The organism is Pseudomonas sp. SORT22, from assembly GCF_018417635.1.
In the GTDB taxonomy this organism is placed as follows: Bacteria; Pseudomonadota; Gammaproteobacteria; order Pseudomonadales; family Pseudomonadaceae; genus Aquipseudomonas.
Genome location: NZ_CP071007.1, coordinates 5,744,542 through 5,771,469, shown reverse-complemented (window position 1 = coordinate 5,771,469; position 26,928 = coordinate 5,744,542). Strand labels below are relative to the sequence as shown.

Annotated in this window: 24 protein-coding genes and 1 tRNA gene; 20 read left to right on the top strand and 5 right to left on the bottom strand. The window is 62.7% G+C overall.

What is annotated here, in order from left to right; translation table 11 throughout:
- Positions 1-120 precede the first annotated feature (120 nt).
- Positions 121-197: transfer RNA gene (locus JYG36_RS26440), tRNA-Arg, on the bottom strand.
- 261 nt (positions 198-458) lie between these two features.
- Between JYG36_RS26440 and gabD the strand changes: the two genes are divergently transcribed.
- The 3 genes from gabD (at position 459) to JYG36_RS26425 (ending at position 4,716) form a co-directional block, all read left to right on the top strand.
- Entirely contained in the window at positions 459-1,901 is a 1,443-nt protein-coding gene (gene gabD, locus JYG36_RS26435) for an NADP-dependent succinate-semialdehyde dehydrogenase (protein ID WP_045201748.1), read from the top strand.
- Positions 1,902-2,085: 184 nt separating this feature from the next.
- Complete coding sequence (gene gabT / locus JYG36_RS26430; RefSeq protein WP_038997739.1) at positions 2,086-3,366, top strand: 4-aminobutyrate--2-oxoglutarate transaminase; 1,281 nt, start codon at positions 2,086-2,088, stop codon at positions 3,364-3,366.
- Positions 3,367-3,507: 141 nt separating this feature from the next.
- The gene (locus JYG36_RS26425; RefSeq protein WP_045201750.1) at positions 3,508-4,716 is read left to right on the top strand and encodes a response regulator; all 1,209 of its coding nucleotides are present in this window, start codon (positions 3,508-3,510) and stop codon (positions 4,714-4,716) included.
- A 51-nt stretch (positions 4,717-4,767) separates the two neighbouring features.
- On the opposite strand, the gene JYG36_RS26420 is transcribed toward JYG36_RS26425, so the two are convergent.
- Both JYG36_RS26420 and desA read right to left on the bottom strand, forming a co-directional pair.
- Positions 4,768-5,757 (bottom strand): GGDEF domain-containing protein, encoded by a 990-nt coding sequence (locus tag JYG36_RS26420; RefSeq protein WP_195885417.1) that lies wholly within the window; start codon positions 5,755-5,757, stop codon positions 4,768-4,770.
- A 135-nt stretch (positions 5,758-5,892) separates the two neighbouring features.
- A complete protein-coding gene (gene desA / locus JYG36_RS26415; protein WP_195885418.1) occupies positions 5,893-7,077 on the bottom strand; it encodes a delta-9 fatty acid desaturase DesA in 1,185 nt (394 codons plus the stop codon).
- A 150-nt stretch (positions 7,078-7,227) separates the two neighbouring features.
- Here desA and dibA point away from each other — a divergent pair, with 150 nt between their 5' ends.
- The 6 genes from dibA to JYG36_RS26385 all read left to right on the top strand — a co-directional run bounded on the left by dibA (position 7,228) and on the right by JYG36_RS26385 (position 13,352).
- Complete coding sequence (dibA, locus tag JYG36_RS26410; protein WP_213602765.1) at positions 7,228-9,123, top strand: phosphodiesterase DibA; 1,896 nt, start codon at positions 7,228-7,230, stop codon at positions 9,121-9,123.
- A 209-nt stretch (positions 9,124-9,332) separates the two neighbouring features.
- Positions 9,333-9,515 carry a sulfur starvation response protein OscA gene (oscA, locus tag JYG36_RS26405; protein ID WP_007941032.1) on the top strand — a complete coding sequence of 61 codons (183 nt, stop codon included), beginning with the start codon at positions 9,333-9,335 and terminating at the stop codon, positions 9,513-9,515.
- Positions 9,516-9,562: 47 nt separating this feature from the next.
- On the top strand, positions 9,563-10,570 hold the full coding sequence (locus tag JYG36_RS26400) for a sulfate ABC transporter substrate-binding protein (protein WP_093377409.1): 1,008 nt from the start codon (positions 9,563-9,565) through the stop codon (positions 10,568-10,570).
- A gap of 83 nt (positions 10,571-10,653) precedes the next feature.
- Entirely contained in the window at positions 10,654-11,472 is an 819-nt protein-coding gene (cysT, locus tag JYG36_RS26395) for a sulfate ABC transporter permease subunit CysT (protein WP_010222098.1), read from the top strand.
- 14 nt (positions 11,473-11,486) lie between these two features.
- A complete protein-coding gene (cysW, locus tag JYG36_RS26390) occupies positions 11,487-12,359 on the top strand; it encodes a sulfate ABC transporter permease subunit CysW (RefSeq protein ID WP_045201758.1) in 873 nt (290 codons plus the stop codon).
- Positions 12,360-12,362: 3 nt separating this feature from the next.
- Positions 12,363-13,352: a sulfate/molybdate ABC transporter ATP-binding protein gene (locus JYG36_RS26385; protein WP_045201760.1), complete on the top strand. Its 990-nt coding sequence runs from the start codon at positions 12,363-12,365 to the stop codon at positions 13,350-13,352.
- 94 nt (positions 13,353-13,446) lie between these two features.
- On the opposite strand, the gene JYG36_RS26380 is transcribed toward JYG36_RS26385, so the two are convergent.
- The gene (locus JYG36_RS26380; protein ID WP_213602764.1) at positions 13,447-15,048 is read right to left on the bottom strand and encodes an alkaline phosphatase family protein; all 1,602 of its coding nucleotides are present in this window, start codon (positions 15,046-15,048) and stop codon (positions 13,447-13,449) included.
- A gap of 100 nt (positions 15,049-15,148) precedes the next feature.
- On the bottom strand, positions 15,149-16,099 hold the full coding sequence (locus tag JYG36_RS26375) for a LysR family transcriptional regulator (protein ID WP_213602763.1): 951 nt from the start codon (positions 16,097-16,099) through the stop codon (positions 15,149-15,151).
- A 144-nt stretch (positions 16,100-16,243) separates the two neighbouring features.
- Between JYG36_RS26375 and JYG36_RS26370 the strand changes: the two genes are divergently transcribed.
- From JYG36_RS26370 to JYG36_RS26320, 11 genes are all read left to right on the top strand, one after another.
- Positions 16,244-18,586 carry a TonB-dependent receptor gene (locus tag JYG36_RS26370; protein WP_213602762.1) on the top strand — a complete coding sequence of 781 codons (2,343 nt, stop codon included), beginning with the start codon at positions 16,244-16,246 and terminating at the stop codon, positions 18,584-18,586.
- A 247-nt stretch (positions 18,587-18,833) separates the two neighbouring features.
- Positions 18,834-19,634: an energy transducer TonB gene (locus JYG36_RS26365; RefSeq protein WP_093377395.1), complete on the top strand. Its 801-nt coding sequence runs from the start codon at positions 18,834-18,836 to the stop codon at positions 19,632-19,634.
- 28 nt (positions 19,635-19,662) lie between these two features.
- Entirely contained in the window at positions 19,663-20,391 is a 729-nt protein-coding gene (locus JYG36_RS26360; protein WP_038997727.1) for a MotA/TolQ/ExbB proton channel family protein, read from the top strand.
- Between the two features lies 1 nt (position 20,392).
- The gene (locus JYG36_RS26355) at positions 20,393-20,794 is read left to right on the top strand and encodes an ExbD/TolR family protein (protein WP_045201768.1); all 402 of its coding nucleotides are present in this window, start codon (positions 20,393-20,395) and stop codon (positions 20,792-20,794) included.
- A 171-nt stretch (positions 20,795-20,965) separates the two neighbouring features.
- Positions 20,966-21,547 (top strand): alpha/beta hydrolase, encoded by a 582-nt coding sequence (locus tag JYG36_RS26350; protein WP_045201770.1) that lies wholly within the window; start codon positions 20,966-20,968, stop codon positions 21,545-21,547.
- 69 nt (positions 21,548-21,616) lie between these two features.
- Positions 21,617-22,558, top strand: a complete 942-nt coding sequence (locus JYG36_RS26345) for a sigma 54-interacting transcriptional regulator (protein WP_213602761.1) — start codon at positions 21,617-21,619, stop codon at positions 22,556-22,558.
- A gap of 176 nt (positions 22,559-22,734) precedes the next feature.
- The gene (locus tag JYG36_RS26340; protein ID WP_213602760.1) at positions 22,735-23,520 is read left to right on the top strand and encodes a MetQ/NlpA family ABC transporter substrate-binding protein; all 786 of its coding nucleotides are present in this window, start codon (positions 22,735-22,737) and stop codon (positions 23,518-23,520) included.
- Positions 23,521-23,971: 451 nt separating this feature from the next.
- Positions 23,972-24,637 carry an amino acid ABC transporter permease gene (locus JYG36_RS26335; RefSeq protein WP_213602759.1) on the top strand — a complete coding sequence of 222 codons (666 nt, stop codon included), beginning with the start codon at positions 23,972-23,974 and terminating at the stop codon, positions 24,635-24,637.
- A complete protein-coding gene (locus tag JYG36_RS26330) occupies positions 24,618-25,277 on the top strand; it encodes an amino acid ABC transporter permease (protein ID WP_093377382.1) in 660 nt (219 codons plus the stop codon). The genes JYG36_RS26335 and JYG36_RS26330 overlap by 20 nt, the downstream gene beginning before the upstream one ends.
- Entirely contained in the window at positions 25,274-26,047 is a 774-nt protein-coding gene (locus JYG36_RS26325) for an amino acid ABC transporter ATP-binding protein (RefSeq protein ID WP_045201779.1), read from the top strand. Before JYG36_RS26330 ends, JYG36_RS26325 begins: the two co-directional genes overlap by 4 nt.
- Positions 26,044-26,922 carry a transporter substrate-binding domain-containing protein gene (locus tag JYG36_RS26320; RefSeq protein ID WP_213602757.1) on the top strand — a complete coding sequence of 293 codons (879 nt, stop codon included), beginning with the start codon at positions 26,044-26,046 and terminating at the stop codon, positions 26,920-26,922. The genes JYG36_RS26325 and JYG36_RS26320 overlap by 4 nt, the downstream gene beginning before the upstream one ends.
- The last annotated feature ends 6 nt before the right edge of the window (positions 26,923-26,928 follow it).

Genomic DNA, 26,928 nt, shown 5'->3' with positions numbered 1-26,928 from the left:
TGCCCCGCGATTGCGGTCTGCCTGCCGTATCGGATCGCGGGGCAAGCCCGCTCCCACACAGGGAGTAACTGGGCCGGAAAACAAAAAAGGCCCAGGTATTCACCTGAGCCTTGATCGATATGGCGCACTCGGCGGGATTCGAACCCACGACCCCTGCCTTCGGAGGGCAGTACTCTATCCAGCTGAGCTACGAGTGCAACGCGGGCGCCATGATACCCATCTAGGCTGGCGGCGTCCATCGTCGAAATGGCTGTGGTCGATTTCGCACACTCCACGGGCCAAAAGTGACGTTGATCCGAAAAAATTCGCCGCACAGCGCTTTTTGTTCTTTTTTTCGAACACCCTATTGTCCTTTCTCGTCGTTGATCCTAGGATTCGTTTGAGATTTCAAACGCTCTCCTTTTTCTACAATCAATAATTCGCTCCGTGCCTGCACGGTGCAGTTAAGGAAGCCCGACATGCAGCTTAAAGACGCCCAGTTGTTCCGCCAGCAAGCCTTCATCAATGGAGAGTGGCTGGACGCGGACAACGGCCAGACGATCAAGGTCAACAACCCGGCAACGGGCGAGATCATCGGCACTGTGCCGAAGATGGGCGCCGCTGAAACCCGCCGTGCCATCGAGGCCGCCGACAAGGCGCTGCCGGCCTGGCGTGCGCTGACCGCCAAAGAACGTGCTGGCAAGCTGCGTCGCTGGTTCGAGCTGATGATCGAGCACCAGGATGACCTGGCCCGCCTGATGACCACCGAGCAGGGCAAGCCACTGGCCGAAGCCAAGGGCGAAATCGCCTATGCCGCTTCCTTTATCGAGTGGTTCGCCGAAGAAGCCAAGCGCGTGTACGGCGACACCATCCCGGGCCACCAGCCAGACAAGCGCCTGATCGTGATCAAGCAGCCGATCGGCGTGACCGCAGCCATCACCCCGTGGAACTTCCCGGCGGCGATGATCACCCGTAAAGCCGGCCCGGCCCTGGCCGCTGGCTGCACCATGGTGCTCAAGCCTGCTTCGCAAACCCCGTACTCGGCCCTGGCCCTGGTTGAGCTGGCCACCCGTGCCGGTATCCCGGCTGGCGTGCTCAGCGTAGTCACCGGCAGCGCCGGCGACATCGGCAGCGAGCTGACCGGCAACCCGATCGTGCGCAAGCTGTCGTTCACCGGCTCCACCGAGATCGGTCGCCAACTGATGGCCGAATGCGCCAAAGACATCAAGAAGGTTTCCCTGGAACTGGGCGGCAACGCGCCGTTCATCGTGTTCGACGACGCTGACCTGGACAAGGCCGTCGACGGCGCGATCATCTCCAAGTACCGCAACAACGGCCAGACCTGCGTCTGCGCCAACCGTATCTACGTTCAGGACGGCGTCTACGATGCCTTCGCCGAGAAGCTCAAGGCCGCAGTGGCCAAGCTGAAAATCGGCAACGGCCTGGAAGACGGCACCACTACCGGCCCGCTGATCGACGGCAAGGCCGTGGCCAAGGTCCAGGAACACATCGAAGACGCAGTCGCCAAGGGCGCCAAGGTGCTCAGCGGCGGCAAGCTGATCGAAGGCAACTTCTTCGAGCCGACCATTCTGGTCGACGTACCTAAGAACGCCGCCGTGGCCAAGGAAGAAACCTTCGGCCCGCTGGCGCCACTGTTCCGTTTCAAGGACGAGGCCGAAGTCATCGCCATGTCCAACGACACCGAGTTCGGCCTGGCCTCGTACTTCTATGCCCGTGACATGAGTCGCGTGTTCCGTGTCGCCGAAGCCCTGGAATACGGCATGGTCGGTATCAACACCGGTCTGATCTCCAACGAAGTCGCGCCGTTCGGTGGTATCAAGGCTTCGGGCCTGGGCCGCGAAGGCTCCAAGTACGGCATCGAGGACTACCTGGAAATCAAATACCTGTGCATCAGCGTCTGATCGCAGCGTAAAGCTTTACCTCTGCCAGCGGGGCGCGAGAGCGACGTCTCGCTGGCCTTTTTTACACCGTACATCCAGTGGCCTGGGCCCCTGCAGCAGTCGATCAACGCATGCTGCCTGCAGTTGAATACCGGCCACTCCGACTTGAATCGCGCCACCTTGTGTGTGGCGAATTGAGGACATTATGAGCAAGACCAACGAATCTTTGATGCAACGTCGTGTCGCCGCTGTTCCACGCGGTGTTGGCCAGATCCACCCGATCTTCGCCGAGTCGGCAAAAAACGCCACCGTCACTGACGTCGAAGGCCGCGAGTTCATCGACTTCGCCGGCGGTATCGCGGTACTGAACACCGGTCACGTGCACCCGAAGATCATCGCTGCCGTTGAAGCCCAACTGCACAAGCTGACCCACACCTGCTTCCAGGTACTGGCCTACGAGCCTTACGTCGAGCTGTGCGAAAAGATCAACGCCAAGGTGCCAGGCGACTTCGCCAAGAAAACCCTGCTGGTTACCACCGGTTCCGAAGCCGTTGAGAACGCCATCAAGATCGCCCGTGCCGCCACTGGCCGTGCTGGCGTAATCGCCTTCACCGGCGCCTACCACGGTCGCACCATGATGACCCTGGGCCTGACCGGTAAAGTCGTGCCTTACTCGGCCGGCATGGGCCTGATGCCAGGCGGCATCTTCCGCGCCATCTACCCGAACGAACTGCACGGCGTGAGCATCGACGACTCGATCGCATCCATCGAACGCATCTTCAAGAACGACGCCGAAGCCCGTGACATCGCCGCAATCATCCTCGAGCCAGTTCAGGGCGAAGGTGGTTTCTACGTTGCGCCGAAAGAGTTCATGAAGCGCCTGCGTGCCCTGTGCGACCAGCACGGCATCCTCCTGATCGCCGACGAAGTTCAGACCGGCGCTGGCCGTACCGGTACCTTCTTCGCCATGGAACAGATGGGCGTTGCTCCAGACCTGACCACCTTCGCCAAGTCCATCGCTGGCGGCTTCCCGCTGGCCGGTGTGTGCGGCAAGGCCGAGTACATGGACGCCATCGCTCCAGGCGGCCTGGGCGGCACCTACGCTGGTAGCCCGATCGCTTGCGCCGCGGCCCTGGCCGTGATGGAAGTGTTCGAAGAAGAAAAACTGCTGGACCGCAGCAAGGCCGTTGGCGAGCGCCTGGTCGCCGGCCTGCGCAAGATCCAGGACAAGCACCCGATCATCGGTGACGTGCGTGCCCTGGGTTCGATGATCGCTATTGAAGTGTTCGACAAAGCCGGTTCCCACACCCCTAACGCTGCCGCTGTAGCCTCGGTTGTGGCCAAGGCGCGTGACAAGGGTCTGATCCTGCTGTCGTGTGGCACTTACGGCAACGTCCTGCGTATCCTGGTTCCGCTGACCTCGCCTGATGAGCAACTGGACCAAGGTCTGGCAATCATCGAAGAGTGCTTCGCAGAACTTGCGTAAACTGTGACGCATTAGAAGAAAAACCCGCTTCGGCGGGTTTTTTTTCGCCCAAAGGAAGGCCAGGCGGCTAAGGTTGCCTGTAAGGAGACACCTTGGAAGGTGCACAAGATTGCGTGTAGCGGAATATCGGGAGAGTTGTGTATGAGCGTTGTAGAGCCCGCCCAGGCACCTTGCGTGCTGATTGCCGAAGGCGACCCCTGGGTGCGGGACATGCTGAGCCAGATGCTGCTGAGCGTGCGCTGCGATGCGCGTTTGCAGGTGTGTGCCGATGGCTCGCAGGCGCTGGCAGCGCTGGCCAGCAAGCCGGACCTGATCATCGCCGCGCGCGAGCTGCCCGGCGGCGACGGCCTCGACTTGCTGCGCAACGTACGGGCCAAAGGCCGCCAGCCGGCACTGCCGTTCATTCTCATGAGCAACCGCAGTGATGCCGCCAGTGTCCGCGAGGTGCTGCCGTTCGCACCCACCGCTTACCTGAGCAAGCCGTTGAACATGGATTCGCTGCGTCAGCGCCTGGAAGACCTGCTGCTCAGCGCCGGCGAGGAGGTCGCCTGTCCGGTGCCGCCGTTGCAGCCGGGCTCGACCTTGCCGCGTTTTCTCGAAGGGCGTCGCGCCAACTCCGATGGCGGTCCGCTGTTTGCCGACGTGAAGCTGGCGATCAAGCGCAGCCTGCAACCCCAGGGCCTGGACCTCAAGGTGCTGGAGGCCGAGATCCGCAATGACCCGCAGGTTACCGCCGTGCTCATTGCCGCCGCCAACAGCGCCGCATTGCATCGCGATGGCGCGGTGCAGAGCCTGATGCAGGCGCTGAACAAGCTAGGCACCACCCAGAGCATGAACCTGATTCTAGGGCTTGCGCTCAAGCGCAGCGCCAAACTCAGTGATCCGATCCTGTCGCGTCATGCCGAGCATTTCTGGGAGTTGTCACTGCACACTGCCGAATACGCGCGAACCCTGGCCCGCATGCTTGAGCTCGATCAGGAGCGCTGCTATTGCGCCGGCTTGCTGCATTGCCTGGGCGATCTGGCGCTGTTGCGTTGTTTGCAGGAATGGCAGCAGGCCGGCGGTGAGCTGGATGAAGACTCGGTGGAGCTGTCGCTCAACGAGTTTGGCGCGGCGTTCGGCTCGGCGCTGCGCACCCGCTGGCGCTTGCCGCTGGAGCTGCGTGAGCTGATTGCAGCGATCTACCAGTTGGGCGGCGGCGTGTATTCACGCGATGCGCTGGTGATGAACCTGGCCGGGCAATTGGCGCGCCTGCCGGCGGATCAGGGGCTCGAAGGCCTGGCTGAAAGCAAGACGGCGCGCTTGCTCAAGGTGGGGATGGCGGAGCTGGGCAGGTTGCGCAAGGTTTGAGATTCTGGGGCCGCTGTGCGGCCCAATCGCTGGCAAGGCCAGCGATGCTTTTCAGCCTCTTACAATCTGATTCTTGCCCTGGCGCTTGGCCTGGTACATGGCCGCATCCGCCCGGGCGAACAGGCTGTCCAGCGACTCATCTTCTTCAGTAATCCCGGTCAGCCCCTGGCTCACCGTCACTCCAAATACCTTGTCGTCATGGCTGAAGCTCAAGCGCTGGATCTCGCGTTGCAGGCGTTCGGCAATCTGCTGGGCTATCTCTGGGGTGCAACCCGGAAACACTGCGGCGAATTCTTCACCGCCAATGCGCCCGAACTGATCACCACGGCGCAACACCGCCTTGCCGGTGTCGGCGATGCGCTGCAGCACATAGTCGCCTTCCTGATGGCCGTAGGTGTCGTTGATCTGCTTGAAGTCATCGATGTCGAGCAGCAGGAAGGATAACGGCGTCTGCTCCAGTCGCGCGGTTTCGAAAGCGTGCTGGGCGCACTCGAAAAAGTGCCGGCGGTTGCTGCTCTGGGTCAGGACGTCGGTGGTGGCCAGGCGCTGCAGCTCGCCTTCGAGCTGCTTCTTTTCGGTGATGTCCTCGGCCATGCCAACGATGATCACCCGCTGGCTGGGGTCGGCTTGCTGGTTGATGAAGCATTTGTCGCTGATCCAGCGCACCTGGCCGTCGGCGGCGATGATGCGGTATTCGCGGTCTTCCACTGCGCCTTTGACCAGCACTTCGGCCAGGCTGCGTTCGGCGTAGTCGAGGTCGTCGGGGTAGATGCTGTCGCGCCATTCATTGAAGTCGGCCAGCAGCAGGCCGGCCGGGCGGCCAAAAATGCGCTCGTAGGCGGGGCTGACGTAAAGCACCTGGCGGCTTTCCCAGTCGAAGGCCCAGAGCACGGCGTTAACGCTGTCGAGCAACGAGCTGAACAGCTGTTCACGCTCGCTCAGGCGCGCGACTTCGCCTTGGGCGTGCATCAGGGCCAGCAGGGTCTGGGCGGCTTCAGGTGGCGGATTGCAGGCCAGGGTTGTTGGTTTGTTCTTGACCATTTGCGCGGAAATTCTCACGACGGGGGCGTGCGGCCACGACCCGGCCCGCCACGCGGGCGATATGCCTGTCAGAGTGAGATTAGGCGGCTAAGTTCCGGTCGGCGCGCCGCGGGACGGGCGCGCCGATCAACGGCATCAGGCCAGGGCAGGGCGCAGCGAGTAGGTCTTGAGCTGGGCGGCGAAGTCGCGCAGCGACTGGATACCGCTGGCTTCGGCCTCGTGCACCCAGTCTTTCATGGCCGCGAGCATGTCGTGGCCGTTGGCGCTGGTACGTACCCAGATTTGCTGCAGGGCCAGGCGTTTTTCGTAGATGGTCTTGAGTGCCTGGCTGTGCTCGAGCATGGTCTGGATGCGCAGGTGATGACGGTCTTCCAGCAGGCTGGTCTCCCGCGACAGCAAGCGCTTGGCGCGGCGGAACTGGTGGCGCACCGAGTCGTCGACGCGGGCCAGCTCCTGCTTGACCAGCGGCGCGATCACCAGCTTGCGGTACTGGGCCATGATCTGGAAGCGGTTGTTGAGGATCGCCATGGCGGTGTCCATGTCCAGCTGGCCCTTGCCTTCGACCCGGTGGGCGATGGGCGCGACGCGTTGCACCTTGGCCAGGCGCAGCCAGCAGAACAGCTTGATCCAGGCCCAGCCCATGTCGAACTCCCAACGCTTGACCGAGAGCTTGGCCGAGTTGGGGTAGGTGTGGTGGTTGTTGTGCAGTTCTTCACCACCAATGATGATGCCCCAGGGCACCAGGTTGGTGGCGGCGTCGCGGCATTCGAAGTTGCGATAGCCGACCGCATGGCCCAGGCCGTTGACCACGCCGGCAGCCCAGAACGGAATCCACATCATCTGCACCGCCCAGATGGTGATGCCGGCGGTGCCGAACAGCAGCAGGTCGATCACCGCCATGAGGGCGATGCCGCCAAGCTTGTAGCGGCTATAGAGGTTGCGTTCGATCCAGTCTTCCGGGCAGTTCTTGCCGTAGATACGCAGGGTTTCCGGGTTCTGTGCCTCTTCGCGGTACAGCTCGGCGCCCTTGCGCAGCACCGTGGACAGGCCTTTGATCACCGGGCTGTGCGGGTCATCGACGGTTTCGCATTTGGCGTGGTGCTTGCGGTGGATGGCAGTCCACTCGCGGGTGTTCTGCGCCGTGGTCAGCCACAGCCAGAAACGGAAAAAGTGCTTGAGCCCGGCGTTGAGTTCCAGCGAGCGGTGGGCAGAGTAACGGTGCAGGTAAACGGTGACACTGACGATGGTCACATGCGTCATTACCAGGGTAACTGCCAGCAATTGCCACACTGACAAGTTGAGCAAACCTTCGTACCACATAGGCTAAATGGCCCTCAAAAACATAGGGAACAGCGGGAAACATTATCCCTGCGCCAGCAAATAAAACCAGTCGGCCTTTTAGATAGGAGGTCACCGGATGTTTCTACCCTATAATCCCCCACAAATTTTTGTGGGTTTGCCCGGGACCTTATGTCTGCTTCCATTCGAGACGCCATGCGCATGGCGGCGCTCTACCTCGTGCTGTCGGTACTGTGGCTGGCTCTGTCTGATCAATTATTGAACAGTCTTTTCGATGCTCCCGAGCAAATCGCCCGCTGGCAGCTGATCAGCGCGCACTTCTGGGTGCTGTGCAGCGCCTTGCTGATTTTTGTCTCGCGCGCCCGTTTGCTCAACTTCATTGGCGTCGGCGTGCGCTTGCGCCGCGAGGACCGCGAGCGCCTGCGCATGGCGGCGGCGGTGTTCGACAGCACCCTTGAAGGGGTATTGGTCACCGACCGCGATGGCCTGATCGTGCACGTCAACCGGGCGTTCATGCAGATCACCGGCTACGACAAGGACGAAGTGCTCGGCCAGCGCCCGAGCAAGTTCAAGTCCGGCCGCCACGGTGCAGCGTTCTACCAGCAGATCTACGCCACCCTGGCCGAAAAGGGTGAGTGGAGCGGCGAGATCTGGAACCGGCGCAAAAGCGGCGAGGTGTATCCGCAATGGCAGACCATCTGCGCCATCAGCGATGACAGCGGCGAGTTGAGCCATTACGTTGCGGTATTCAGCGACATCAGCGCGATCAAGCATTCCGAGCGCGAGCTGGCCTATCTTGCCCATCACGATCCGCTCACCGACCTGCCCAACCGCCTGCTGTTCAACGACCGCACCCAGCAGGCCCTGGCCGCAGCGCAGAGCAACAAGCGCGGTTGCGCCTTGCTGCTGCTCGACCTCGATCATTTCCAGAGCATCAACGACAGCCTCGGTCACAACATCGGCGACCAGTTGCTCAAGGTGGTCGGCGAGCGCTTGAAGGCGCTGCTGGGCAACGGCGTGACCCTGGCGCGCCTGGGCGGTGACGAGTTCGCCGTGCTGGCCGAGAACTGCCCGCAGGTCGGCCAGGCCGCGGCCTTGGCCCAGAGCATCATCGACGGCATGAAGGCGCCGTTCGAAGTCGACCGCCAGCGCCTGTTCATCAGCGTCAGCATCGGCATCAGCCTGTTCCCCAGCGACGCCCTGAGCGCCGAGCAATTGCTGCGCAATGCCGACTCGGCGCTGTTCAAGGCCAAGACCTGCGGGCGCGCCGGTTATGCGCTGTACACCGAGGAGCTGACCGCCCATGCCCAGCAGCGGGTCGAAACCGCTGGTGAGCTGCGCCGCGCCCTGGAGCAGGAAGAGCTGCGGGTCTATTACCAGCCGGTGCACGACCTGTTCAGCAGCAAGATGATTGGCGTCGAGGCCCTGGTGCGCTGGCAGCATCCGCAGCGCGGGCTGGTGCCGCCCGGGGAGTTTATCCCGATTGCCGAACGCACCGGGCTGATTGCCGATATCGACACCTGGGTGCTGCGCCAGGCCTGCCTGCAGATGGTTAAGTGGCAGGCCGAGGGGCGGGCGCTGGAGTTTGTCGCGGTGAATATATCCAGCCGTCTGTTTGGCCATCGCGACCTCTATCAGCAGGTCGCGCAGGTGCTGCACGACACTGCGCTGGACCCCGCCCTGCTGGAGCTGGAAGTGACCGAAAGCGCGGTGATGGAAGACCCCGAGGTGGCGCTCGAGCAACTGCATCGCTTGCGTGAACTGGGCTTGCGCCTGGCCATCGATGACTTTGGCACCGGTTATTCGTCGCTGCTGCGGCTCAAGCGCCTGCCGGTGCAGAAGCTCAAGATCGACCAGGGCTTTGTCGCCGGCTTGCCTTGTGATGAAGACGATGTGGCGATCGTCCGGGTGATCATCGCCCTGGCTCGGAGCATGGGCATGCTGGTGCATGCCGAGGGTATCGAGCAGGCCGAGCAGGCGCGCTTTCTGCTGGAGCAGCAATGCCAGCTGGGCCAGGGCTACTGGTTTGGCCGGCCGGTGCCGGCGCAGCAATTGCGCTGGGCTTGAGGGCCCTATCGCGGGGCAAGCCCGCTCCTACAAGTGCAGGTGCGGCGGGGCGGCGATCCGACTTGTCCCGCGAAACTCTATTTCAGTTATATAAAAATTCTTAAATAGTATTTTTAAGAATATTCGCGCCCCCCTAAGATTGCCCTCAAGCCAGGCGCAGTCGCTCCCCTTCACGCACTGCACGGCACCCATATCACAGGAGCACGAGCATGAGCGCATCTCTGCGTAGCGTTGACGGTCAGGACGAAGCCACCATTCTGCGCGAAATCCAGAGCGCCCTGCGCGACCTGCGGTTTGGCGCGGTGGAAATCACCGTGCACAACGCCCAGGTCGTCCAGATCGAACGCAAGGAAAAGTTCCGCCTGCAGAACCCCGGCAACAAGCCCAGCTGATTATCGCGCCACCTAATTAGAAAAATACGCCAATCGGGAGCTTCACCATGTCCATCCGCCGTTATGCCCTGGCTGCACTCGCCAGCGCCGTTTTTGCCGGTTCCGCAATCGCCAAGGACTACGAACTGCTGAACGTGTCCTATGATCCGACCCGCGAGTTGTATCAGCAGTACAACGCCGAGTTCATCAAGCACTGGCAGCAGGCTCACCCGGACGACAAGGTGAAGATCCAGCAGTCCCACGGGGGTTCGGGCAAGCAGGCCCGCGCGGTGATCGACGGCCTGCGTGCCGACGTGGTGACCCTGGCCCTGGCCGGCGACATCGACGAAGTGGCCAAGCTCGGCAAGACCCTGCCGGACAACTGGCAGACCCGCCTGCCGGACGCCAGCACCCCGTACACCTCGACCATCGTCTTCCTGGTGCGCAAGGGCAACCCGAAAGGCATCAAGGACTGGGGCGACCTGATCAAGAAGGACGTCTCGGTCATTACCCCGAACCCGAAAACCTCCGGCGGCGCCCGCTGGAACTTCCTCGCCGCCTGGGCCTACGGCCTGAAAGCCGGTGGCAGCGAAGCCAAGGCCCAGGAGTACGTGAAAGAGCTGTTCAAGCACGTACCGGTCCTGGACACCGGCGCCCGTGGCTCGACCATCACCTTCGTCAACAACGGTCAGGGTGACGTGTTGCTGGCCTGGGAAAACGAAGCCTTCCTGGCCCTCAAGGAAGACGGTGGCGCCGACAAGTTCGACATCGTCGTGCCGTCGCTGTCGATCCTTGCCGAGCCGCCAGTGGCGGTGGTCGACAAGAACGCGCAGAAAAAGGGCAACGAGCAGATCGCCGAGGCGTACCTCAAGCACCTGTACAGCCCGGCCGGGCAGAAGATCGCGGCCGAGAACTTCTACCGTCCGCGTGATCCGAAAGTCGCCGCCGAATACGCCAAGCAGTTCCCTAAACTGGACCTGGTGACTATCGACAAAGACTTCGGTGGCTGGAAAACTGCCCAACCCAAGTTCTTCAACGATGGTGGCGTGTTCGACCAGATCTACACGGCGCAGTGATGCCCGGCAGGATAATCGCCGTTCAGTAGCCAGCATGGGCCCGGGATTCGTCCCGGGCTTCGTGCGTTCAACCAGGGACCTTTATGTCACGTCGTATTTCCCCCGTCATACCCGGCTTCGGGCTGACGCTGGGCTACACCTTGGTGTACCTCAGCCTGATTGTGCTGATACCGCTGGCCGCCATGTTCATACATGCCGCCCAGCTCACCTGGGAGCAGTTCTGGGCCATCGTCAGTGCCCCGCGGGTGCTTGCGGCGCTGAAGCTGAGCTTCGGCACTGCCCTCTACGCTGCCATCATCAACGGCATCATCGGCACCCTGCTGGCCTGGGTGCTGGTGCGCTACACCTTTCCCGGGCGCAAGATCATCGATGCGATGATCGACCTGCCGTTCGCCCTGCCTACTGCGGTTGCCGGCATTGCCCTGACCGCGCTGTACGCACCAGCCGGCCTGGTCGGCCAGTTCGCCACCGACCTCGGTTTCAAGATCGCCTACACCCCCTTGGGCATCACCCTGGCGCTGACTTTCGTGACCCTGCCGTTCGTGGTGCGCACGGTGCAGCCGGTGCTGGCTGACATTCCCCGTGAAGTCGAAGAGGCCGCCGCCTGCCTGGGCGCCAAGCCGCTGCAGGTGTTCCGCTACGTGCTGGCGCCGGCGCTGTTGCCGGCCTGGCTGACCGGTTTTGCCCTGGCCTTTGCCCGTGGCGTTGGCGAGTACGGTTCGGTGATCTTCATTGCCGGCAACATGCCGATGAAGACCGAAATCCTGCCGCTGCTGATCATGGTCAAGCTCGACCAGTACGACTACACCGGCGCCACTGCCATCGGCGTGTTGATGCTGGTGGTTTCCTTCATCCTGTTGCTGCTGATCAACTTGCTGCAGCGGCGCATCGAAACCCCTTGAAGGAGGCCACGTCCATGTCTGCGACTTCTATTGGCGCGGCCGCTTCGGCCAATGCCGCCCGCCGTGGCAGCGCCACTTCCCGGCGTATCCTGATCAGCCTTGGCTGGTTGATCTTCGCCCTGTTCCTGCTGCTGCCGCTGGTGATCGTGGTGTCCCAGGGCCTGAAAATGGGCCTGGGCACGTTCTTCGAGGCGATCTTCGAGCCCGACGCCCTGTCGGCGTTGAAGCTGACCCTGATCGCCGTGGCCATCTCGGTGCCGCTGAACCTGGTGTTCGGGGTCAGCGCTGCCTGGTGTGTGAGCAAATACAACTTCCGTGGCAAGAGCATCCTGGTCACGCTGATCGACCTGCCATTCTCGGTGTCGCCGGTGATCGCGGGCCTGGTCTATGTGTTGATGTTCGGCGCCCAGGGCCTGTTCGGGCCGTGGTTGCAGGATCACGACATCCAGATCGTCTTCGCCTTGCCGGGTATCGTTCTGGCGACCATCTTCGTCACCGTGCCGTTCGTGGCCCGTGAACTGATCCCGCTGATGCAGGAGCAGGGCACCCAGGAAGAGGAGGCCGCGCGCCTGCTCGGCGCCAACGGCTGGCAGATGTTCTGGCACGTGACCCTGCCCAACATCAAATGGGGCCTGATCTACGGCGTGGTGCTGTGTACCGCGCGGGCGATGGGCGAGTTCGGTGCGGTGTCGGTGGTGTCCGGGCATATTCGCGGGGTCACCAACACCTTGCCGCTGCACGTCGAGATTCTCTACAACGAATACAACCACGTTGCGGCCTTCAGCGTCGCCAGCCTGTTGCTGATCCTGGCGCTCTTCATCCTGCTGCTCAAGCAGTGGAGCGAGTCCCGTATTAACCGTCTGCGCCATAACGCGGCGGAGGAATAATTCATGTCGATCGAAGTTCGTAACGTCAGCAAGCGCTTCAACGCTTTCCAGGCTCTGGACAGCATCAACCTGGATATCCACAGCGGCGAGCTGGTGGCTTTGCTCGGCCCGTCCGGCTGCGGCAAGACCACCCTGCTGCGGATCATCGCCGGGCTGGAAACCCCCGACCAGGGCAGCATCGTCTTCCACGGCGAAGATGTCTCGGGCCACGATGTGCGTGATCGCAACGTCGGTTTCGTGTTCCAGCACTACGCGCTGTTTCGCCACATGAGCGTGTTCGACAACGTCGCCTTCGGCCTGCGCATGAAGCCCAAGGGCGAGCGCCCGAACGAAAGCAAGATTGCCGAGAAGGTCCACGAGCTGCTGAACATGGTCCAGCTCGACTGGCTCAGCGACCGTTACCCCGAGCAACTGTCGGGCGGCCAGCGCCAGCGTATCGCCCTGGCCCGCGCCCTGGCGGTGGAGCCCAAGGTACTGCTGCTCGACGAGCCGTTCGGTGCCCTGGATGCCAAGGTACGCAAAGAGCTGCGTCGCTGGCTGGCGCGCCTGCACGAAGACATCAACCTGACCTCGGTGTTCGTTACCCACGACCAGGAAGAGGCCATGGAAGTCGCCGACCGTATCGTGGTGATGAACAAGGGCGTGATCGAGCAGATCGGCTCGCCGGGCGAGGTCTACGAGAACCCGGCCAGCGACTTCGTTTATCACTTCCTTGGCGATTCCAACCGCCTGCACCTGAGCGAAGGCCAGCACGTGATGTTCCGCCCGCATGAAGTGTCGCTGTCGCGTCACGAGATCGAGGGCCATCACGCGGCGCAGGTGCGCGATATCCGTCCGCTGGGGGCGACGACCCGGGTGACCTTGAAGGTCGAAGGGCAGAGCGAGCTGATCGAGGCCGAGGTGGTCAAGGACCATGACAGCCTGAGTGGTCTGGCGCGTGGCGAGACCTTGTTCTTCAAGCCCAAGGTCTGGCAGAAAGTGGCCAATATCTGAGGGCCTCATCGCGGGTCAAGCCCGCTCCCACAGGTACTGCATACACTGAACCCTGTGGGAGCTGGCTTGCCAGCGATGGGCTGCAAAGCAGCCCCTACCACACCCCGATCTTCACCACGCTGTCCTCGCGCGGTTCGCCATAGCGAAACCATTGCCCACGCCGCTCGATCTCGGCATGGCTGATGGTGGTCCGCCGCTTCAAGCTCCTGAGCCATTCGAACAGATAACCCTGGTGGGCCTCGCGCACGCTGGCATAGGCCGGGTCCGCACCCAGGTCGTGCAGCTCTTGCGGGTCGTTGAGCAGGTCGAATAGCTGTGCGCGAAAGCCGTCATAGGCCAGGTACTTCCAGCGCTCGCTGCGCACCATGGTCATCCGGCAACGGTCGATCGGCTGGCCCAGGCGCTCGCGGGCCGGGGCCTGGAAGGCGTAGTCGTATTCGGCGATGGCATAGCTGCGCCAGGCGCTGGCGGTGCCATGCAACAGCGGAATCAGCGAACGCCCCTCCAGCCGATGCTCGGCACTCGGCAACCCCAGCACGTCGAGGAAGGTCGGCAGCGCATCGATGGTCTCAACCAATCGCTCATCCACCGTGCCGCGGCTGACATCCGCCGCCGCCCGTGGATCACGCACAATCAGCGGTACGCCCACCGCAGGCTCTAGCAAAAACTCCTTTTCGCCCAGGCCATGGTCGCCGAGAAAATCACCGTGATCACTGGTGAACACGATCAGGGTGTCGTCCCAGCGGCCATTGCTTTGCAGCACATCGAACAGGCGCCCGAGCTGGTCGTCGATCTGTTTGATCAGGCCCATGTAGGTGGGGATCACTTTCAGGCGCACTTCTTCGCGAGAGAAGTTGAGGCTTTCCTGGTGCTGGCGGAACGCGACATACACCGGATGGTCGTTGCCTGGCTGAACAGCTATCGGCGCCTGCACCTGGCTGGCGTTGTAAAGCGCGTGGTAAGGCGCCGGGGCGATGTAGGGCCAGTGCGGCTTGATGTACGACAGGTGCAGGCACCAGGGCTGCTCGCCCTGGGCCTGGATGAAGTCGATGGCGCGGTCGGTGCTGTAGACCGTCTCGGAGTGCTGCTCGGGCAGGCGCGTGGGCAGGTCGGCGTTGCGCATGTGCCAGCCGCTGAGAATTTCACCGTTTTCGCCTGCGGCGGCATTGGCCCAGCTGTGCCAGGGGTTGTCGCCGGTAAAGCCGTGGTCGCGCAGGTAGCGGGTGTAGGGCGCGCTTTCGCGCTTGTCGGCGAACAGCGGGTCGTCGGGGAAGATGCCATCGTGGCGGGCAACCGGTTCGAACCCCACCTCGTTGAGCTGCTCGGCCATCAGCGGGTCGATGGCCAGCTGTTGCAAGGCCTCCTGGTTCGGCGTGGCGTGGGTCTTGCCCACCAGCGCGGTGCGGATGCCGGCAGGGCGCAGGTAGTCACCGAGGGTCAGTTCATCCAGCGGCAGCGGCACGCCGTTCCAGGCCACCTGGTGGCTGCTGACATAACGCCCGGTGTAGGCCGACATCCGCGACGGGCCGCAGATGGTGCCCTGGGTGTAGGCGCGGCTGAAGCGCACCCCGGCGGCGGCCAGGCGGTCGATGTTCGGCGTGTGCAGATGGCGGTGGCCATAGCACGAGAGGTAATCGCGACGCAGTTGGTCGCACATGATGTACAGCACGTTGCGCACGGCAGTGGGGTGGGGCATGGCAGTCACCTGGGCAGATTTCAGTTGACTGTTTTCGCCGCCCGGGGCGCGTATCACAAGCGCATTTGCCGAATGCAGTCGATGCGTTTTGCGCAATGGCTCAGATCGCCAGTTGCTCCAGGTTGCAGGCGTCGAGGGCGCGGTCGGCCTGATCAGTGAGGATGATCTGTTCGATCATCGCCTCGGCCAGCGGCGACAGGCGCAGGCGCGCCTGGCTGACGATGCCGTAGCGGGTGTAGAGCTCTTCGCAGTCGTCCGCCAGGCCATCGATGCTCAGCCGCACCAGTTTGCCGTTGGCGTTGTGCAGGGCGTCGCTGTAGGCGCCGCAGATGCCGATGGCATCGGAACTGAGCACCACCCCAAGCAGGCTGTAGCTGTTCTCGCACTCGACGTTGGCGACGAAATCCGGGCGGCCGCTGAGGTCGGCGATCACCTTGCGCAGGTTGGGTGGGCGCAGGGTGACGGCCAAGGGGTAGTGCAACAGTTGCTCGGCGCTGACGCTCGATAGCGCCGCCAGCGGGTGCCCGGCGCGGCAGCAAAAATGCCAGCGTCGAGGCCGCAGGCGCAGGGTCTGGTATTGCGGGTCGGCCTCGAAGCTGCGGGTGTCGGCGACGAAGAATTCGAACTCCTCGGCCAGCAGGCGCTTGTTCAGGCTCTGCCAGTCATCGACCTGAAACTGCACCCGCGCCTTGGGGTAGCGGCCGATGAAGCCGCCAATCGCCCGTGGCACCAGGCCCGCGGCGGGCGCCGGGCCGCAGCCGAAGCGCAGCTCGCCGGCTTCCAGGCCATTGAACTGGCTGATCTCGTTGCTCAACTGGCGCGCGCCGCTGATCAGCCGGCGCGCGTGTTCGAGCACCACCAGGCCCTGCTTGGTCGGTGGCAGTTCTTTGTGTGAGCGGTCCACCAACTGGCAGCCGGCGCTGTGCTCCAGGGCCTGGATGCTGCGGCTGAAGGCCGATTGCGAGAGGTTCACCGCGGTCGCCGCGGCGACGAAGCTGCGGTGCTCGGCAAGGGCGATCAGGTGGCGGAGTTGGCGCAGGTCTATATGCATTTTTCACATAAAAAGTATCGGGCAAATGCATTTGCTCTGCCTCTGGTGCACTCCTTATAAAGGCAATCTCTTATGCAGTAAATATATGTCGAATCATAAATAAATAACTTAAAGGAATATAAATTCCTTTGCCAGGAGCCGCCCATGAGCCCGACCCTTCGCGCTGCACCCTTGTCTTCACGGCGGCTCCAGCGCCTGCCCCTGGCCTTGCTGCTGGCCGGCAGCGCGCACTGGTTGCCGGCTCAGGCCGCCGACTCGGCAAAGCCTGAGGTCAAGGCCAGCGACAGCCAGCTCAAGACCGTCACCGTCACCGCCCGGCGCCGCGAAGAGAGCGCCCAGGATGTGCCAACGCCGATCAGCGTGCTTGACGGCCAGGCCCTGGAAAGCCAGCGGGTGTATCGCATTCAGGACCTGCAGCAGCTGGTGCCCAGCGTCAACGTCGCCTATATGCACGCGCGCCAGTCCAGCGTGTCGATTCGCGGCCTGGGCAACAACCCGGCCAGCGACGGCCTGGAAGGCAGCGTCGGCCTGTACCTGGACAACGTCTACCTCGGCCGCCCGGGCATGGCCGTGTTCGACCTCATGGACATCGAGCAACTGGAAGTGCTGCGCGGCCCGCAGGGCACGCTGTTTGGCAAGAACACCACCGCCGGGGTGATCAACATCAGCACCCGTGCGCCGAGCTTCACCCCCGAGCGCAGCATCGAAACCTCGGTGGGCGAGGATGGCTACTTGCAGACCAAGGGCACCCTGTCCGGGCCCTTGAGCGAGACCCTGGCCGGGCGCATTTCGGCCTACCGAACGCGCAACGATGGCGACATCAAGAACGAATTCGACGGCCATACCCTCAACGGCGGTTCGCGCCAGGGCTTTCGCGGCCAGCTGCTGTACAAGCCCAACGAGCAGTTCAACCTGCGCTGGATCGGCGACTACAACGAAGAAGATTCCAGCGCCGGCACTCGCCTGCTGTACAGCACCGGGCCGACCATCAATGGCGTCAACCGCTATGAAGCGCGGGCCCAGGCGGCCGGGGCGACGCTGGTCGATGGCAGCAAGCGCAAGGTCAACCTCGATGACGATCAGCAGGTCACGGTGTTCCAGGGCGGGACTTCCCTGGAAGCCAACTGGACCCTGGACAACGACTTCACCCTGACCTCGGTAAGCGCCTACCGCTGGTGGGACTTCACCCCGCGCAACGATGATGGCCTGAACGTGCCGGCGGCCTACAACGCCGGGGTGTCGGTGCGTGATAAACAGTACTCGCAGGAATTTCGCCTGGCCTCGCCAACCGGCGGCTTCTTCGACTATGTACTGGGTGCCTATTACTTCGGCTCCGACCTGGACAACAAATCCTTCGTCCATTACGGGCCCCAGGCGGATATCTGGAACGGTACGCCAGCCGGGGCTCTGGCCAATGTCAGCAGCGTCGGCAAGGGCCATATCAAGACTGACAGCTTTGCCCTGTTCGCCCAGGGCACCTGGCACCTGACCGAGCGCCTGGATTTCACCGCCGGGGTACGCGGCACCTATGAGGAGAAAAGCGCCTGGGTCGATCGCGCCGCGGCCGTCGGTGGTGCGGCGGTTGCAGGCGCTGCGGCAACTGCGCGCCAGGGTCGGGTGGGTGCCTATGAATCGGGCGACCTCAACCAGTACAGCACCAGCCCTTCGGGCTTGCTCAACCTGAGTTATCGCTTCAGCGATGACCTGCTTGGCTACGCCACCTTGTCCCACGGCGAGAAGTCTGGTGGCGTCAACCTGGCGGTCGGTACCGCCCCGGTTGCCGGCGCCGATTCGCTGCTGATCGGCACCGAGCGCGCCAACAACGCCGAACTGGGCTTGAAGAGCACCCTCTGGGACCGTCGCCTGCAGCTCAACGCCAACCTGTTCTGGACCGAGGTGCACGGCTACCAGACCAACGCCTACGACGACGCCAACCGCGTGCAGTACCTGACCAATGCCGGCTCCGTGCGCTCACGCGGGGTGGAGCTGGAAAGCACGCTGATCCCGGTACGTGGCCTGACCCTGAACATCAACGGCTCCTACAACGACGTGCGGTATCTGTCTTACAAGGACGCCCCGTGCGCCCCGGAAGTCGCTCTGCAACCGGGGGCGCCGGCGGCCTGCGACCTCAGTGGCCACCAGGTAGTCGGCGCGTCGAAATGGATCGCCAACGCCAACGGCCAGTACCAGTGGGATCTGGACAACGGCCTGCAACCTTACGTCACCGCCAGTTACGCGTTCCGCTCCAAGGCGGTGGGCACGGTCGAGGACTCGGACTTCGCGCAGATCCCCAGCTACGCCGTGGTCAACCTCTCCACCGGCTTGCGTGGCGACCTTGGCCTGGGCCAGTGGGATGTCTCGCTGTGGCTGAAGAACGCTTTCGACAAAACCTACTACACCACCCTCTGGAGCGCGGCCAACGGCGGTTATGAAGGCTTGCTCGGCACCCCGCGGACCTTGGGTGTGACCGGCCGCTACGACTTCTGAAACGGTGTTTTTCGATGCCTTTGGCGAATATTTTTCATGCCCTGCAGGCATGGCGTTTCAGGGCGTTGGCGCCAGCCCTTGAAGGGCGCGGCTTAGAGCGGTTCGGCTCATTTATATATGTGTTTTGGTTCTATCCATAACTTTAAAAATTACTTTAAGACATAAGTAACAGAAGTTGATGATCCACCCCAGCGAAGGCAATTGACCTGCCTTCGACGAAACGCACTCACGTCCCAGGAGTTGATCAATGGGTAATGTCCAGACCGCCGCCAGTGCTCACGATGTGCTTTGGCGCCAGTCGCCGAGCGGCGAGCTGGTCGACCTCGGTCGCCCGCTGCGGTTGCCGCTGGCGCAGTTGCGTCTGCAAAGCACGCCGAAAAGCGCGCTGAGCCGTCGGGAGAAGATTCTGCTCGGGGTGTTTGCCCTGGCCTTGCACGGTGCGCTGGCGTACTGGGTGAGCCAGGCGCCGACCCCGGTGTTGCCGGTGGTGCCGCCGGAAATCCCGCCGATGACCATCGAGTTTTCCCAGCCAGCGCCGCCGGCCGTCGAGCCGCCTCCGCCACCGCCACCGGCAGTGGTCGAGCCGCCGCCACCGGTGGTTGATGAGCTGGCCGCCAAACCTGCGCCCAAGCCGGTACCCAAGCCCAAGCCGAAACCTGTGCCTAAACCGGTACCCAAGCCTGCGCCCAAGGCGGTCGAGCAACCGCCCGTACCGCCACAACCGGCAGCACCACCAGCGCCCCCGGCTCCGCCGGCACCAGCGCCGGTGACCCCGGCTTCGGCCAACGCCGCGTACCTGAAGAACCCGGCGCCGGAGTACCCGTCGCTGGCCCAGCGTCGCGGCTGGGAAGGCACGGTGTTGTTGCGGGTGCGGGTACTGGCCAGCGGCAAGCCGGGTGACATCCAGATTCAGAAAAGCAGTGGCCGCCAGCAGCTCGACGACGCCGCCCTGGCTGCGGTCAAGCGTTGGAGCTTCGTCCCGGCCAAGCAGGGCGACGTGGCCCAGGACGGCTGGGTCAGCGTACCCATCGACTTCAAGATCCGCTAATTCGCGCTAACAGAAGAGAGTATTGATCATGACTGTATTGGCATCCCCCCTCGAATCCATCGAAAGCGCGGTGATCTGGCTGCTGGTGGGCTTCTCCGTCGTCACCTGGGGCCTGGCCCTGGTCAAGGGCGTGCAGTTCGTGCGCCTGAAGAACCAGGACAAACGCTTTCACAAACAATTCTGGGCGGCTTCAAGCCTGGATTCCGCTGCCGAGCTCAGCCATGCGCAACCCGGTGCCGCAGCCCGGGTCGCCCAGGCCGGTTACGCCGCTATCGCGGTCGGCGAGCCAGGCCAGCAAGCCAGCGACCTGAGCCAGGCGATCAACCATCAGGACCGCCTCGAACGTGCCCTTCGCCAGCAGATCGTGCGTGAGCGTCGCTCGCTGGAAACCGGCCTGGCGGTAGTCGCCAGTATCGGCAGCACCTCGCCCTTCATCGGCCTGTTCGGCACCGTCTGGGGCATCATGGAAGCGCTCAAGGGCATCAGCGCCGCAGGTTCGGCGAGCCTGGAAACCGTGGCCGGGCCGATCGGTGCGGCGCTGGTCGCCACCGGTGTCGGTATTGCCGTCGCGGTGCCGGCGGTGCTGGTCTACAACTACTTCCTGCGCCGCCTGAAGCTGACCGCCGCCGACCTCGATGACTTTGCCCACGACTTCTACAGCCTGGCGCAGAAGAGCGCGTTCCGGGTACTGGTGCACCCGACTGCCTACAAGGCCGCCGCTGGCCAGCACACCCAGAAAGTGAAGGAGGCATCCTGATATGGCCTTCTCGACCCAGGACAGTGACGAAGTACTCAGCGAGATCAACGTGACGCCGCTGGTGGACGTGATGCTGGTGCTGCTGGTGGTGTTCATCGTCACCGCGCCACTGCTGACCAACGCCATCCCGATCAACTTGCCCAAGACCGAGGCCGTGGCTCCGGTGGAACAGAAGGATCCGCTGGTGGTGAGCATCGACGGCGGCGGCAAGCTGTTTATCAACAAGGACGAGATCCAGCCGGATCTGCTGGAAACCAACCTGCAGGCGGCCAAGGCCAAAGACCCGGAACTGCGCGTACAGCTGCAGGCCGACGATGGCGTTAATTATGGGGAGGTGGCGCGCGCCATGGCCTCGATCGAACGTGCCGGTATCACCAAGTTGTCGGTGATCACCGCCCGCTGAGCAACATCTCTCAGGCAATGCTTCAGGGACCGGTCCTTCGGCAGGGGGTGGTCCCTTTTTTTATGGAAAATTTATATTTTTGTTATTAATAAATAGCTTCTTATTCCTTTACGAATATAACCACCCCCCTATACTGGGCCTCATGCACGCAAACGCAGCAGGAGGCGTCCCATGCGCAACGAGTCGATCCGTTACCTGATTGTGCCGGGCTGGCAAGGTTCGCCAGACGAGCATTGGCAAACCCACTGGCAGCAGGTGCTGCCCAACAGCGCCCGGGTCGAGCAGGCCGACTGGTTGAACCCGCAGCGCCAGGACTGGGTCGCAACTCTCGAGCAAGCGGTGGCCGCCGATGAGTCGCCGGTGATCCTGATCGCCCACAGCCTGGGTTGCATCACCGTTGCCCATTGGGCCGCGCAAGCCAGCGCTACCCTGTTGCGCAGGGTACGCGGTGCCTTGTTGGTGGCGCCGGCTGACGTCGAGCGGCCGACCTGTGCGCCGGCACTGCGCAACTTTGCACCGATTCCGCAGCTGCTGCTGCCGTTCCCAAGCCAGGTGGTCAGCTCCGACAACGACCCGGCTGTCAGTGCCCCGCGGGCCATGCAGCTGGCCCGTGCCTGGGGCGCCGAAACGGGCTTCCTCGCAGGTGCCGGGCATATCAACGTCAAGTCCGGGCACCGTCGCTGGGAGCAGGGCTTCGCTTACCTGTACCGCCTGCAGAACCGTCTGGAACAGCACGCTCTACGCCGCGCCTGAGCTTCAGGCGCTGACCATTTGCCTTGATTCGAACGCCCGGCCGGAAAGCGCCAAGGGCGGGAGTTTGCCATGAGTAATCACGACACCTTCGGCCAGCCTTTGTTGACGTTTCCCGAGCTGGACAAGAGCCCGCTGAGCATCCGCGCCAAGGCGCTGGTGTTCGTCGATCCGCGGTCGCGGCAATTGCGCGAAGAGCTCGAGCTGCTAGCGCCCCTGGCCCTGCCAGTGCTGATCCGCGGCGAAACCGGGACTGGCAAGGAATTGCTGGCCCGCCAGATTCATCGCGCCAGTGATCGCGGCGGCTTGTTTGTTTCGGTCAACTGCGGGGCGATCAGCCCGACCTATGCCGACGCCGAGTTGTTTGGCTACAGCGCCGGTGCTCACAGCGGCGCGGCCAGCAGCCGGGCCGGATGGTTCGGCTCGGCCAACGGCGGCACCCTGTACCTGGACGAAATCGCCGACCTGCCGCTGCCGATCCAGATCAAGCTGCTCTCGGCGCTGGAAAACCGCGAAGTCACCCGCGTCGGTGCCCAGCAACCAAACCCGGTGGACGTGCGCCTGGTCGCCGCCTCGAGCATCGACCTGGCCGAGGCGGTGAGCGCCGGCAAGTTCCACGACCGCCTGTACCACTACCTGCGCGAAGGCCAGCTGGAGCTGCCGGCCTTGCGTGAACGGGTCGGCGATATCCTGCCGTTGGCCGAGTATTTCGTTGGTATCTATAGCCCGCGCCTGAACCTGCCGGTGCCGTTGATCAGCGAAGCGGCGCAGCGGGTATTGGAGCTGCACAGCTGGCCGGGCAATACCCGTGAGCTTGAGAACGTCATTCACTTTGCCCTGCTGGTCAGCAGCGGTGAAGAAATCCTCCCCGAGCATTTGAACCTGCCGACACCCTTGAGCGCTCTGGCCAGCCAGCTGGAGCAGCTTCTGAGCCTTGGTGAGCCGGGTGAGCGCAGTGCTCTGCAACAATTGCTGGAGAAGACTCTGTTGCGTCTGACGCAACCCGCTGCCTGATGCCATGTATGGGGTGCATGGCGGCGTCCGTTGAAAATGGCATAAGCAGCAAAATAAAAGATATTGTTCTGGTATAAAAAATCTAGGTATTGTCCGCTTCAAGCCAGCTAGCAAAGTGCTGGCAACCCCCATCTTCGCCGTCGCCCGATGGCCATGTATTCGAATAAGGACTGCGCATGAAAAAGGCTCTGTTGTTGACTGCTCTGGCGGCCGCTCTGTCGGTTGCAGGTTTTGCCCAGGCGGGCGAGAAGCTGGTAGTTGCCGCTACCCCGGTACCGCACGCGGAAATCCTCGAGCTGATCAAGCCGACCCTGGCCAAGGAAGGTGTGGACCTGGAGATCAAGGTATTCACCGACTACGTGCAGCCTAACGTGCAGGTCGACCAGAAGCGCCTGGACGCCAACTACTTCCAGACCCTGCCGTACCTGAAGAACTTCAACGAAGGCAAAGGCACCCACCTGGAAACCGTGATCGGCGTGCACGTCGAACCCTTCGGCGGCTACTCGAAGAAGGTCAAGAGCCTGAGCGAACTGAAGGAAGGCGCTACCGTTGCCATTCCTAACGAAGGCAGCAACAGCGGTCGTGCCCTGCTGCTGTTGCAGAAGGCTGGCCTGATCACCCTGAAGGATCCGAAGAACGCCCTGGCGACCCCGAAAGACATCGCCGAGAACCCGAAGAAGCTGAAGTTCCGCGAGCTTGAATCGGCCATGCTGCCGCGTGTGCTCGATCAGGTCGACCTGGACATGATCAACACCAACTACGCCCTGGAAGCCGGCCTGAACCCGGCCAAGGACGCCCTGGTGATCGAAGGCGCCGACTCGCCGTACGTGAACTTCCTGGTGGCCCGTCCGGACAACAAGGACAGCGACGCCATCCAGAAGCTGGCCAAGGCCCTGACCAGCCCTGAAGTGAAGACCTTCATCGAGAAGAAATACAGCGGCGCGGTACTGCCGGCGTTCTAAGAGGCTACACACACATCCTGTGGGAGCGGGCTTGCCCCGCGATGCGATCTACCAGTCAAATCGCATCGCGGGTCAACCTTGCTCCCACAGTGCTTTCAATTCCCCGCATTGACCGCCCGGCGCAATGCCGTCAGCCACTTGATCAGTTCTTTTGCATCGAGAGAGGGGGCGCTATTCATCCTTTGTCTTCCTTGTTGGTGTGATGGGCCGACAGCGCTTGGATGGCATTTTCAGCAGAAAGATCCCGTCACCGCCAAGGATTTCGCAGGTTAGCTGTTTGGGTGATATCAATATGCAATAAAGGTATTTAAAGAAATATTTTTATACCTTTAGAGTCTACCTATTGTGCTCACCCGCACTGACAACCCCTGTGTAGAGCCGCCCGTTTACCCTCGGGCCGGTCCGAGATCCTGTCCATGTCGCATCGTCATCGTCTGCCGAGGCTCACTCCATGAGCTTCGACTTCGCCTTTATCCTTAGCACATTGCCAGCCTTTCTCAAGGCGGTGGGCGTCACACTGCAAGTCGGCCTGATCGCCATCGGTACTTCGCTGCTGGTGGCGCTGGTCAACGCCGCGATTCTGGTTTACCGCACGCCGTACCTGCAGCGCCTGGTCAAACTCTACGTGGAGCTGGCGCGCAACACGCCGCTGCTGATCCAGCTGTTCTTCGTTTACTTCGCCTTGCCGGAACTGGGCCTGAAGATGTCCGGGTTCGCCGCGGCGATCATCACCATGACCTTCCTCGGCGGCGCCTACCTCACCGAGGTGCTGCGCGCCGGTGTCGAGGCGGTGCCGGTGGCGCAACTGGAGTCCGGCCGCTCGATCGGCCTGTCGGAAGGCCAGTTGCTGCGCCATGTGATCCTGCCGCAGGCGGGGATCCTCAGCCTGCCGGCGCTGTTTGCCAACTTCATCTTTTTGCTCAAGGAAACCACCGTGGTGTCGGCGGTGGCGGTGCCAGAGATCCTCTACACCACCAAGAGCTACATCGCCCTGTATTACAAGACTTACGAGATGCTCGCGGTGCTGACGCTGATTTGCGTGCTGCTGTTCCTGCCTTTGTCGCTGCTGCTCAGCCGCCTGGAACGGAGGCTGCAACATGGCCAGTTCGGGTCTTGAGTTGTTGCTGGTGTCTTTGCCGCAACTGGGCAAGGGCGCTGCGCAAACCCTGGCGATTTCGGCGCTGAGCATCCTCTTTGCCACCCTCGGCGGCGTGCTCTACGGCGTGCTGGCGACCTTGGGCAAACGCAGTGTGAACCTGCTGCTGCGCATCTACCTGGAGCTGTTTCGGGCGATTCCGGTGCTGGTCTGGTTGTACCTGCTGTTCTTCGGCCTGCCGATTTTCTTTGCCGTGAGCATCCCAAGCTTCTGGTGTGCGGTGCTGGTGCTGTCGTTGTGGGGCGCCAGCGAAGTCGGCGAGGTGGTGCGCGGGGCGCTGCAGTCGTTGCCGCGCGGGCAGCGTGAAGCGGGGCTGTCGATCGGCCTGTCCGGCGCGCAGCTGTATGGCTACGTGCTGCTGCCCCAGGCGCTCAAGCGCATGACCCCGCCGACCATCAACATCTACACGCGGATCATCAAGACCAGCTCGCTGGCGGTGCTGATCGGCGTAGTCGATGTGATCAAGGTCGGCCAGCAGATCATCGAACGCACCTACGAGTCGGTGCTGATCTACGGCGCGCTGTTCCTGTTCTTCTTCTTCATTTGCTACCCGCTGTCAGCCGCCTCGCGCGCGCTGGAGCGCCGCTGGACACACGCATGAGCGCACTGATCGAGTTCAAGGGCTTCAATAAATTCTTCGGCGAGCAGCAGGTGCTCGACCACGTCGACCTGCAGGTGCGCAGCGGTGAAGTGGTGGTGATCCTCGGCCCCAGCGGCTGCGGCAAGAGCACTTTGCTGCGTTGCCTCAATGGCCTGGAAAGCGCCCACAGCGGCAGCCTGCGCCTGGCCGGTGAAGAGCTGCTGACGCCTGGCACCGACTGGCGTCAGGTGCGCCAGCAGGTCGGCATGGTGTTCCAGAGTTATCACCTGTTCGGCCACATGAGCGTGATCGACAACCTGCTGCTCGGCCCGCTCAAGGTGCAAAAGCGCGAGCGCCGCGAGGCCCAGGCCCAGGCCGAAGCCCTGCTGGCCCGGGTTGGCCTGCTGGACAAGCGCGACGCCTTCCCGCGCCAGCTTTCCGGGGGCCAGCAGCAACGCATCGCCATCGTCCGCTCGCTGTGCATGAACCCGCAAGTGATGCTGTTCGATGAAGTCACCGCGGCGCTCGACCCGGAAATGGTCAAGGAAGTGCTGCAAGTAATCCAGGGCCTGGCGCGCGACGGCATGACCCTGCTCATCGTCACCCATGAAATGGCCTTCGCCCGCGCGGTGGCCGACCGCATCGTGTTCATGGAGGCCGGCAGGATCCTTGAACAGCGCGACCCCGAGAGCTTCTTTACGAACCCGCAGAGCGCACGCGCGCAGCAGTTCCTGGAGAAATTCTCCTTTGTTGAAAGCCTGCCCAAAACACCCGCAAAGGAATTGTCATGAAAACTGCCCAGACGTCGAAACTGCTGTTGTCCCTACTCGGCCTGGCCTTGCTGGCCGGCTGCAACAAGGCTGAAGAACCGGGCAAGCCGGCCGCCGCTGGCGCCGCTCCGGCCACCAGCTACCTGGAAACCATCAAGGCCCGCGACAAGCTGATCGTCGGCGTCTTCACCGACAAGCCGCCATTCGGCTTTGTCGATGAGGCCGGGCGCTATGTCGGTTTTGATACCGACATCGGCCGCCAGTTTGCCAAGGACCTGCTCGGCGACGAGAACAAGGTCGAGTTCGTGGCTGTCGAGCCTGCCAGCCGTATTCCGTTCCTGCAAAGCGACAAGGTCGACCTGATCCTGGCCAACATGACCGTGACCCCGGAGCGCAAGGAAGCGGTGGAGTTCACCAACCCCAACCTGCGGGTGGCCGTGCAGGCCCTGGTACCGGAAGGCAGCAGCGTGAAAAAACTCGATGACCTGGCCGACAAGACCACCATCGTCACCACCGGCACCACCGCTGATATCTGGCTGACCAAGAACCATCCGGACTGGAAGCTGCTCAAGTTCGAGAAGAACACCGAGTCGCTGCAGGCCCTGGCCAGTGGTCGTGGTGATGCCTATGCCCAGGACAACCTGATCCTGTTCAGCTGGTCGAAACAGAACCCGGGCTACCGCGTGCTGGAAGAAAAACTCGGTGAGGAAGCGCCGATTGCACCGGCGGTGAAGAAGGGCAACATCGAGCTGCGCGACTGGGTCAACGCCGAACTGGTGCGCCTGGGCGAGCAGAAGTACCTGCTCAAGCTGTATGACCAGTATGTGCGCAAGGAACTGAGCGATGACACCAAGCCTGAGAGCGTGATTGTCGAAGGCGGTAACTGGCAGGGCTGATCAATC

Coding starts and splice junctions, on each gene's coding strand:
- JYG36_RS26375 (WP_213602763.1), bottom strand. CDS start 16,099: ATGCATATAGACCTGCGCCAACTCCGCCACCTGATCGCCCTTGCCGAG.
- oscA (WP_007941032.1), top strand. CDS start 9,333: ATGAGCGCATCTCTGCGTAGCGTTGACGGTCAGGACGAAGCCACCATT.
- JYG36_RS26330 (WP_093377382.1), top strand. CDS start 24,618: ATGGCCAGTTCGGGTCTTGAGTTGTTGCTGGTGTCTTTGCCGCAACTG.
- JYG36_RS26365 (WP_093377395.1), top strand. CDS start 18,834: ATGGGTAATGTCCAGACCGCCGCCAGTGCTCACGATGTGCTTTGGCGC.
- JYG36_RS26370 (WP_213602762.1), top strand. CDS start 16,244: ATGAGCCCGACCCTTCGCGCTGCACCCTTGTCTTCACGGCGGCTCCAG.
- JYG36_RS26380 (WP_213602764.1), bottom strand. CDS start 15,048: ATGCCCCACCCCACTGCCGTGCGCAACGTGCTGTACATCATGTGCGAC.
- cysW (WP_045201758.1), top strand. CDS start 11,487: ATGTCTGCGACTTCTATTGGCGCGGCCGCTTCGGCCAATGCCGCCCGC.
- gabD (WP_045201748.1), top strand. CDS start 459: ATGCAGCTTAAAGACGCCCAGTTGTTCCGCCAGCAAGCCTTCATCAAT.
- cysT (WP_010222098.1), top strand. CDS start 10,654: ATGTCACGTCGTATTTCCCCCGTCATACCCGGCTTCGGGCTGACGCTG.
- JYG36_RS26360 (WP_038997727.1), top strand. CDS start 19,663: ATGACTGTATTGGCATCCCCCCTCGAATCCATCGAAAGCGCGGTGATC.
- JYG36_RS26325 (WP_045201779.1), top strand. CDS start 25,274: ATGAGCGCACTGATCGAGTTCAAGGGCTTCAATAAATTCTTCGGCGAG.
- JYG36_RS26320 (WP_213602757.1), top strand. CDS start 26,044: ATGAAAACTGCCCAGACGTCGAAACTGCTGTTGTCCCTACTCGGCCTG.
- JYG36_RS26355 (WP_045201768.1), top strand. CDS start 20,393: ATGGCCTTCTCGACCCAGGACAGTGACGAAGTACTCAGCGAGATCAAC.
- JYG36_RS26335 (WP_213602759.1), top strand. CDS start 23,972: ATGAGCTTCGACTTCGCCTTTATCCTTAGCACATTGCCAGCCTTTCTC.
- desA (WP_195885418.1), bottom strand. CDS start 7,077: ATGTGGTACGAAGGTTTGCTCAACTTGTCAGTGTGGCAATTGCTGGCA.
- JYG36_RS26345 (WP_213602761.1), top strand. CDS start 21,617: ATGAGTAATCACGACACCTTCGGCCAGCCTTTGTTGACGTTTCCCGAG.
- dibA (WP_213602765.1), top strand. CDS start 7,228: ATGTCTGCTTCCATTCGAGACGCCATGCGCATGGCGGCGCTCTACCTC.
- JYG36_RS26350 (WP_045201770.1), top strand. CDS start 20,966: ATGCGCAACGAGTCGATCCGTTACCTGATTGTGCCGGGCTGGCAAGGT.
- JYG36_RS26385 (WP_045201760.1), top strand. CDS start 12,363: ATGTCGATCGAAGTTCGTAACGTCAGCAAGCGCTTCAACGCTTTCCAG.
- JYG36_RS26400 (WP_093377409.1), top strand. CDS start 9,563: ATGTCCATCCGCCGTTATGCCCTGGCTGCACTCGCCAGCGCCGTTTTT.
- JYG36_RS26340 (WP_213602760.1), top strand. CDS start 22,735: ATGAAAAAGGCTCTGTTGTTGACTGCTCTGGCGGCCGCTCTGTCGGTT.
- JYG36_RS26420 (WP_195885417.1), bottom strand. CDS start 5,757: ATGGTCAAGAACAAACCAACAACCCTGGCCTGCAATCCGCCACCTGAA.
- gabT (WP_038997739.1), top strand. CDS start 2,086: ATGAGCAAGACCAACGAATCTTTGATGCAACGTCGTGTCGCCGCTGTT.
- JYG36_RS26425 (WP_045201750.1), top strand. CDS start 3,508: ATGAGCGTTGTAGAGCCCGCCCAGGCACCTTGCGTGCTGATTGCCGAA.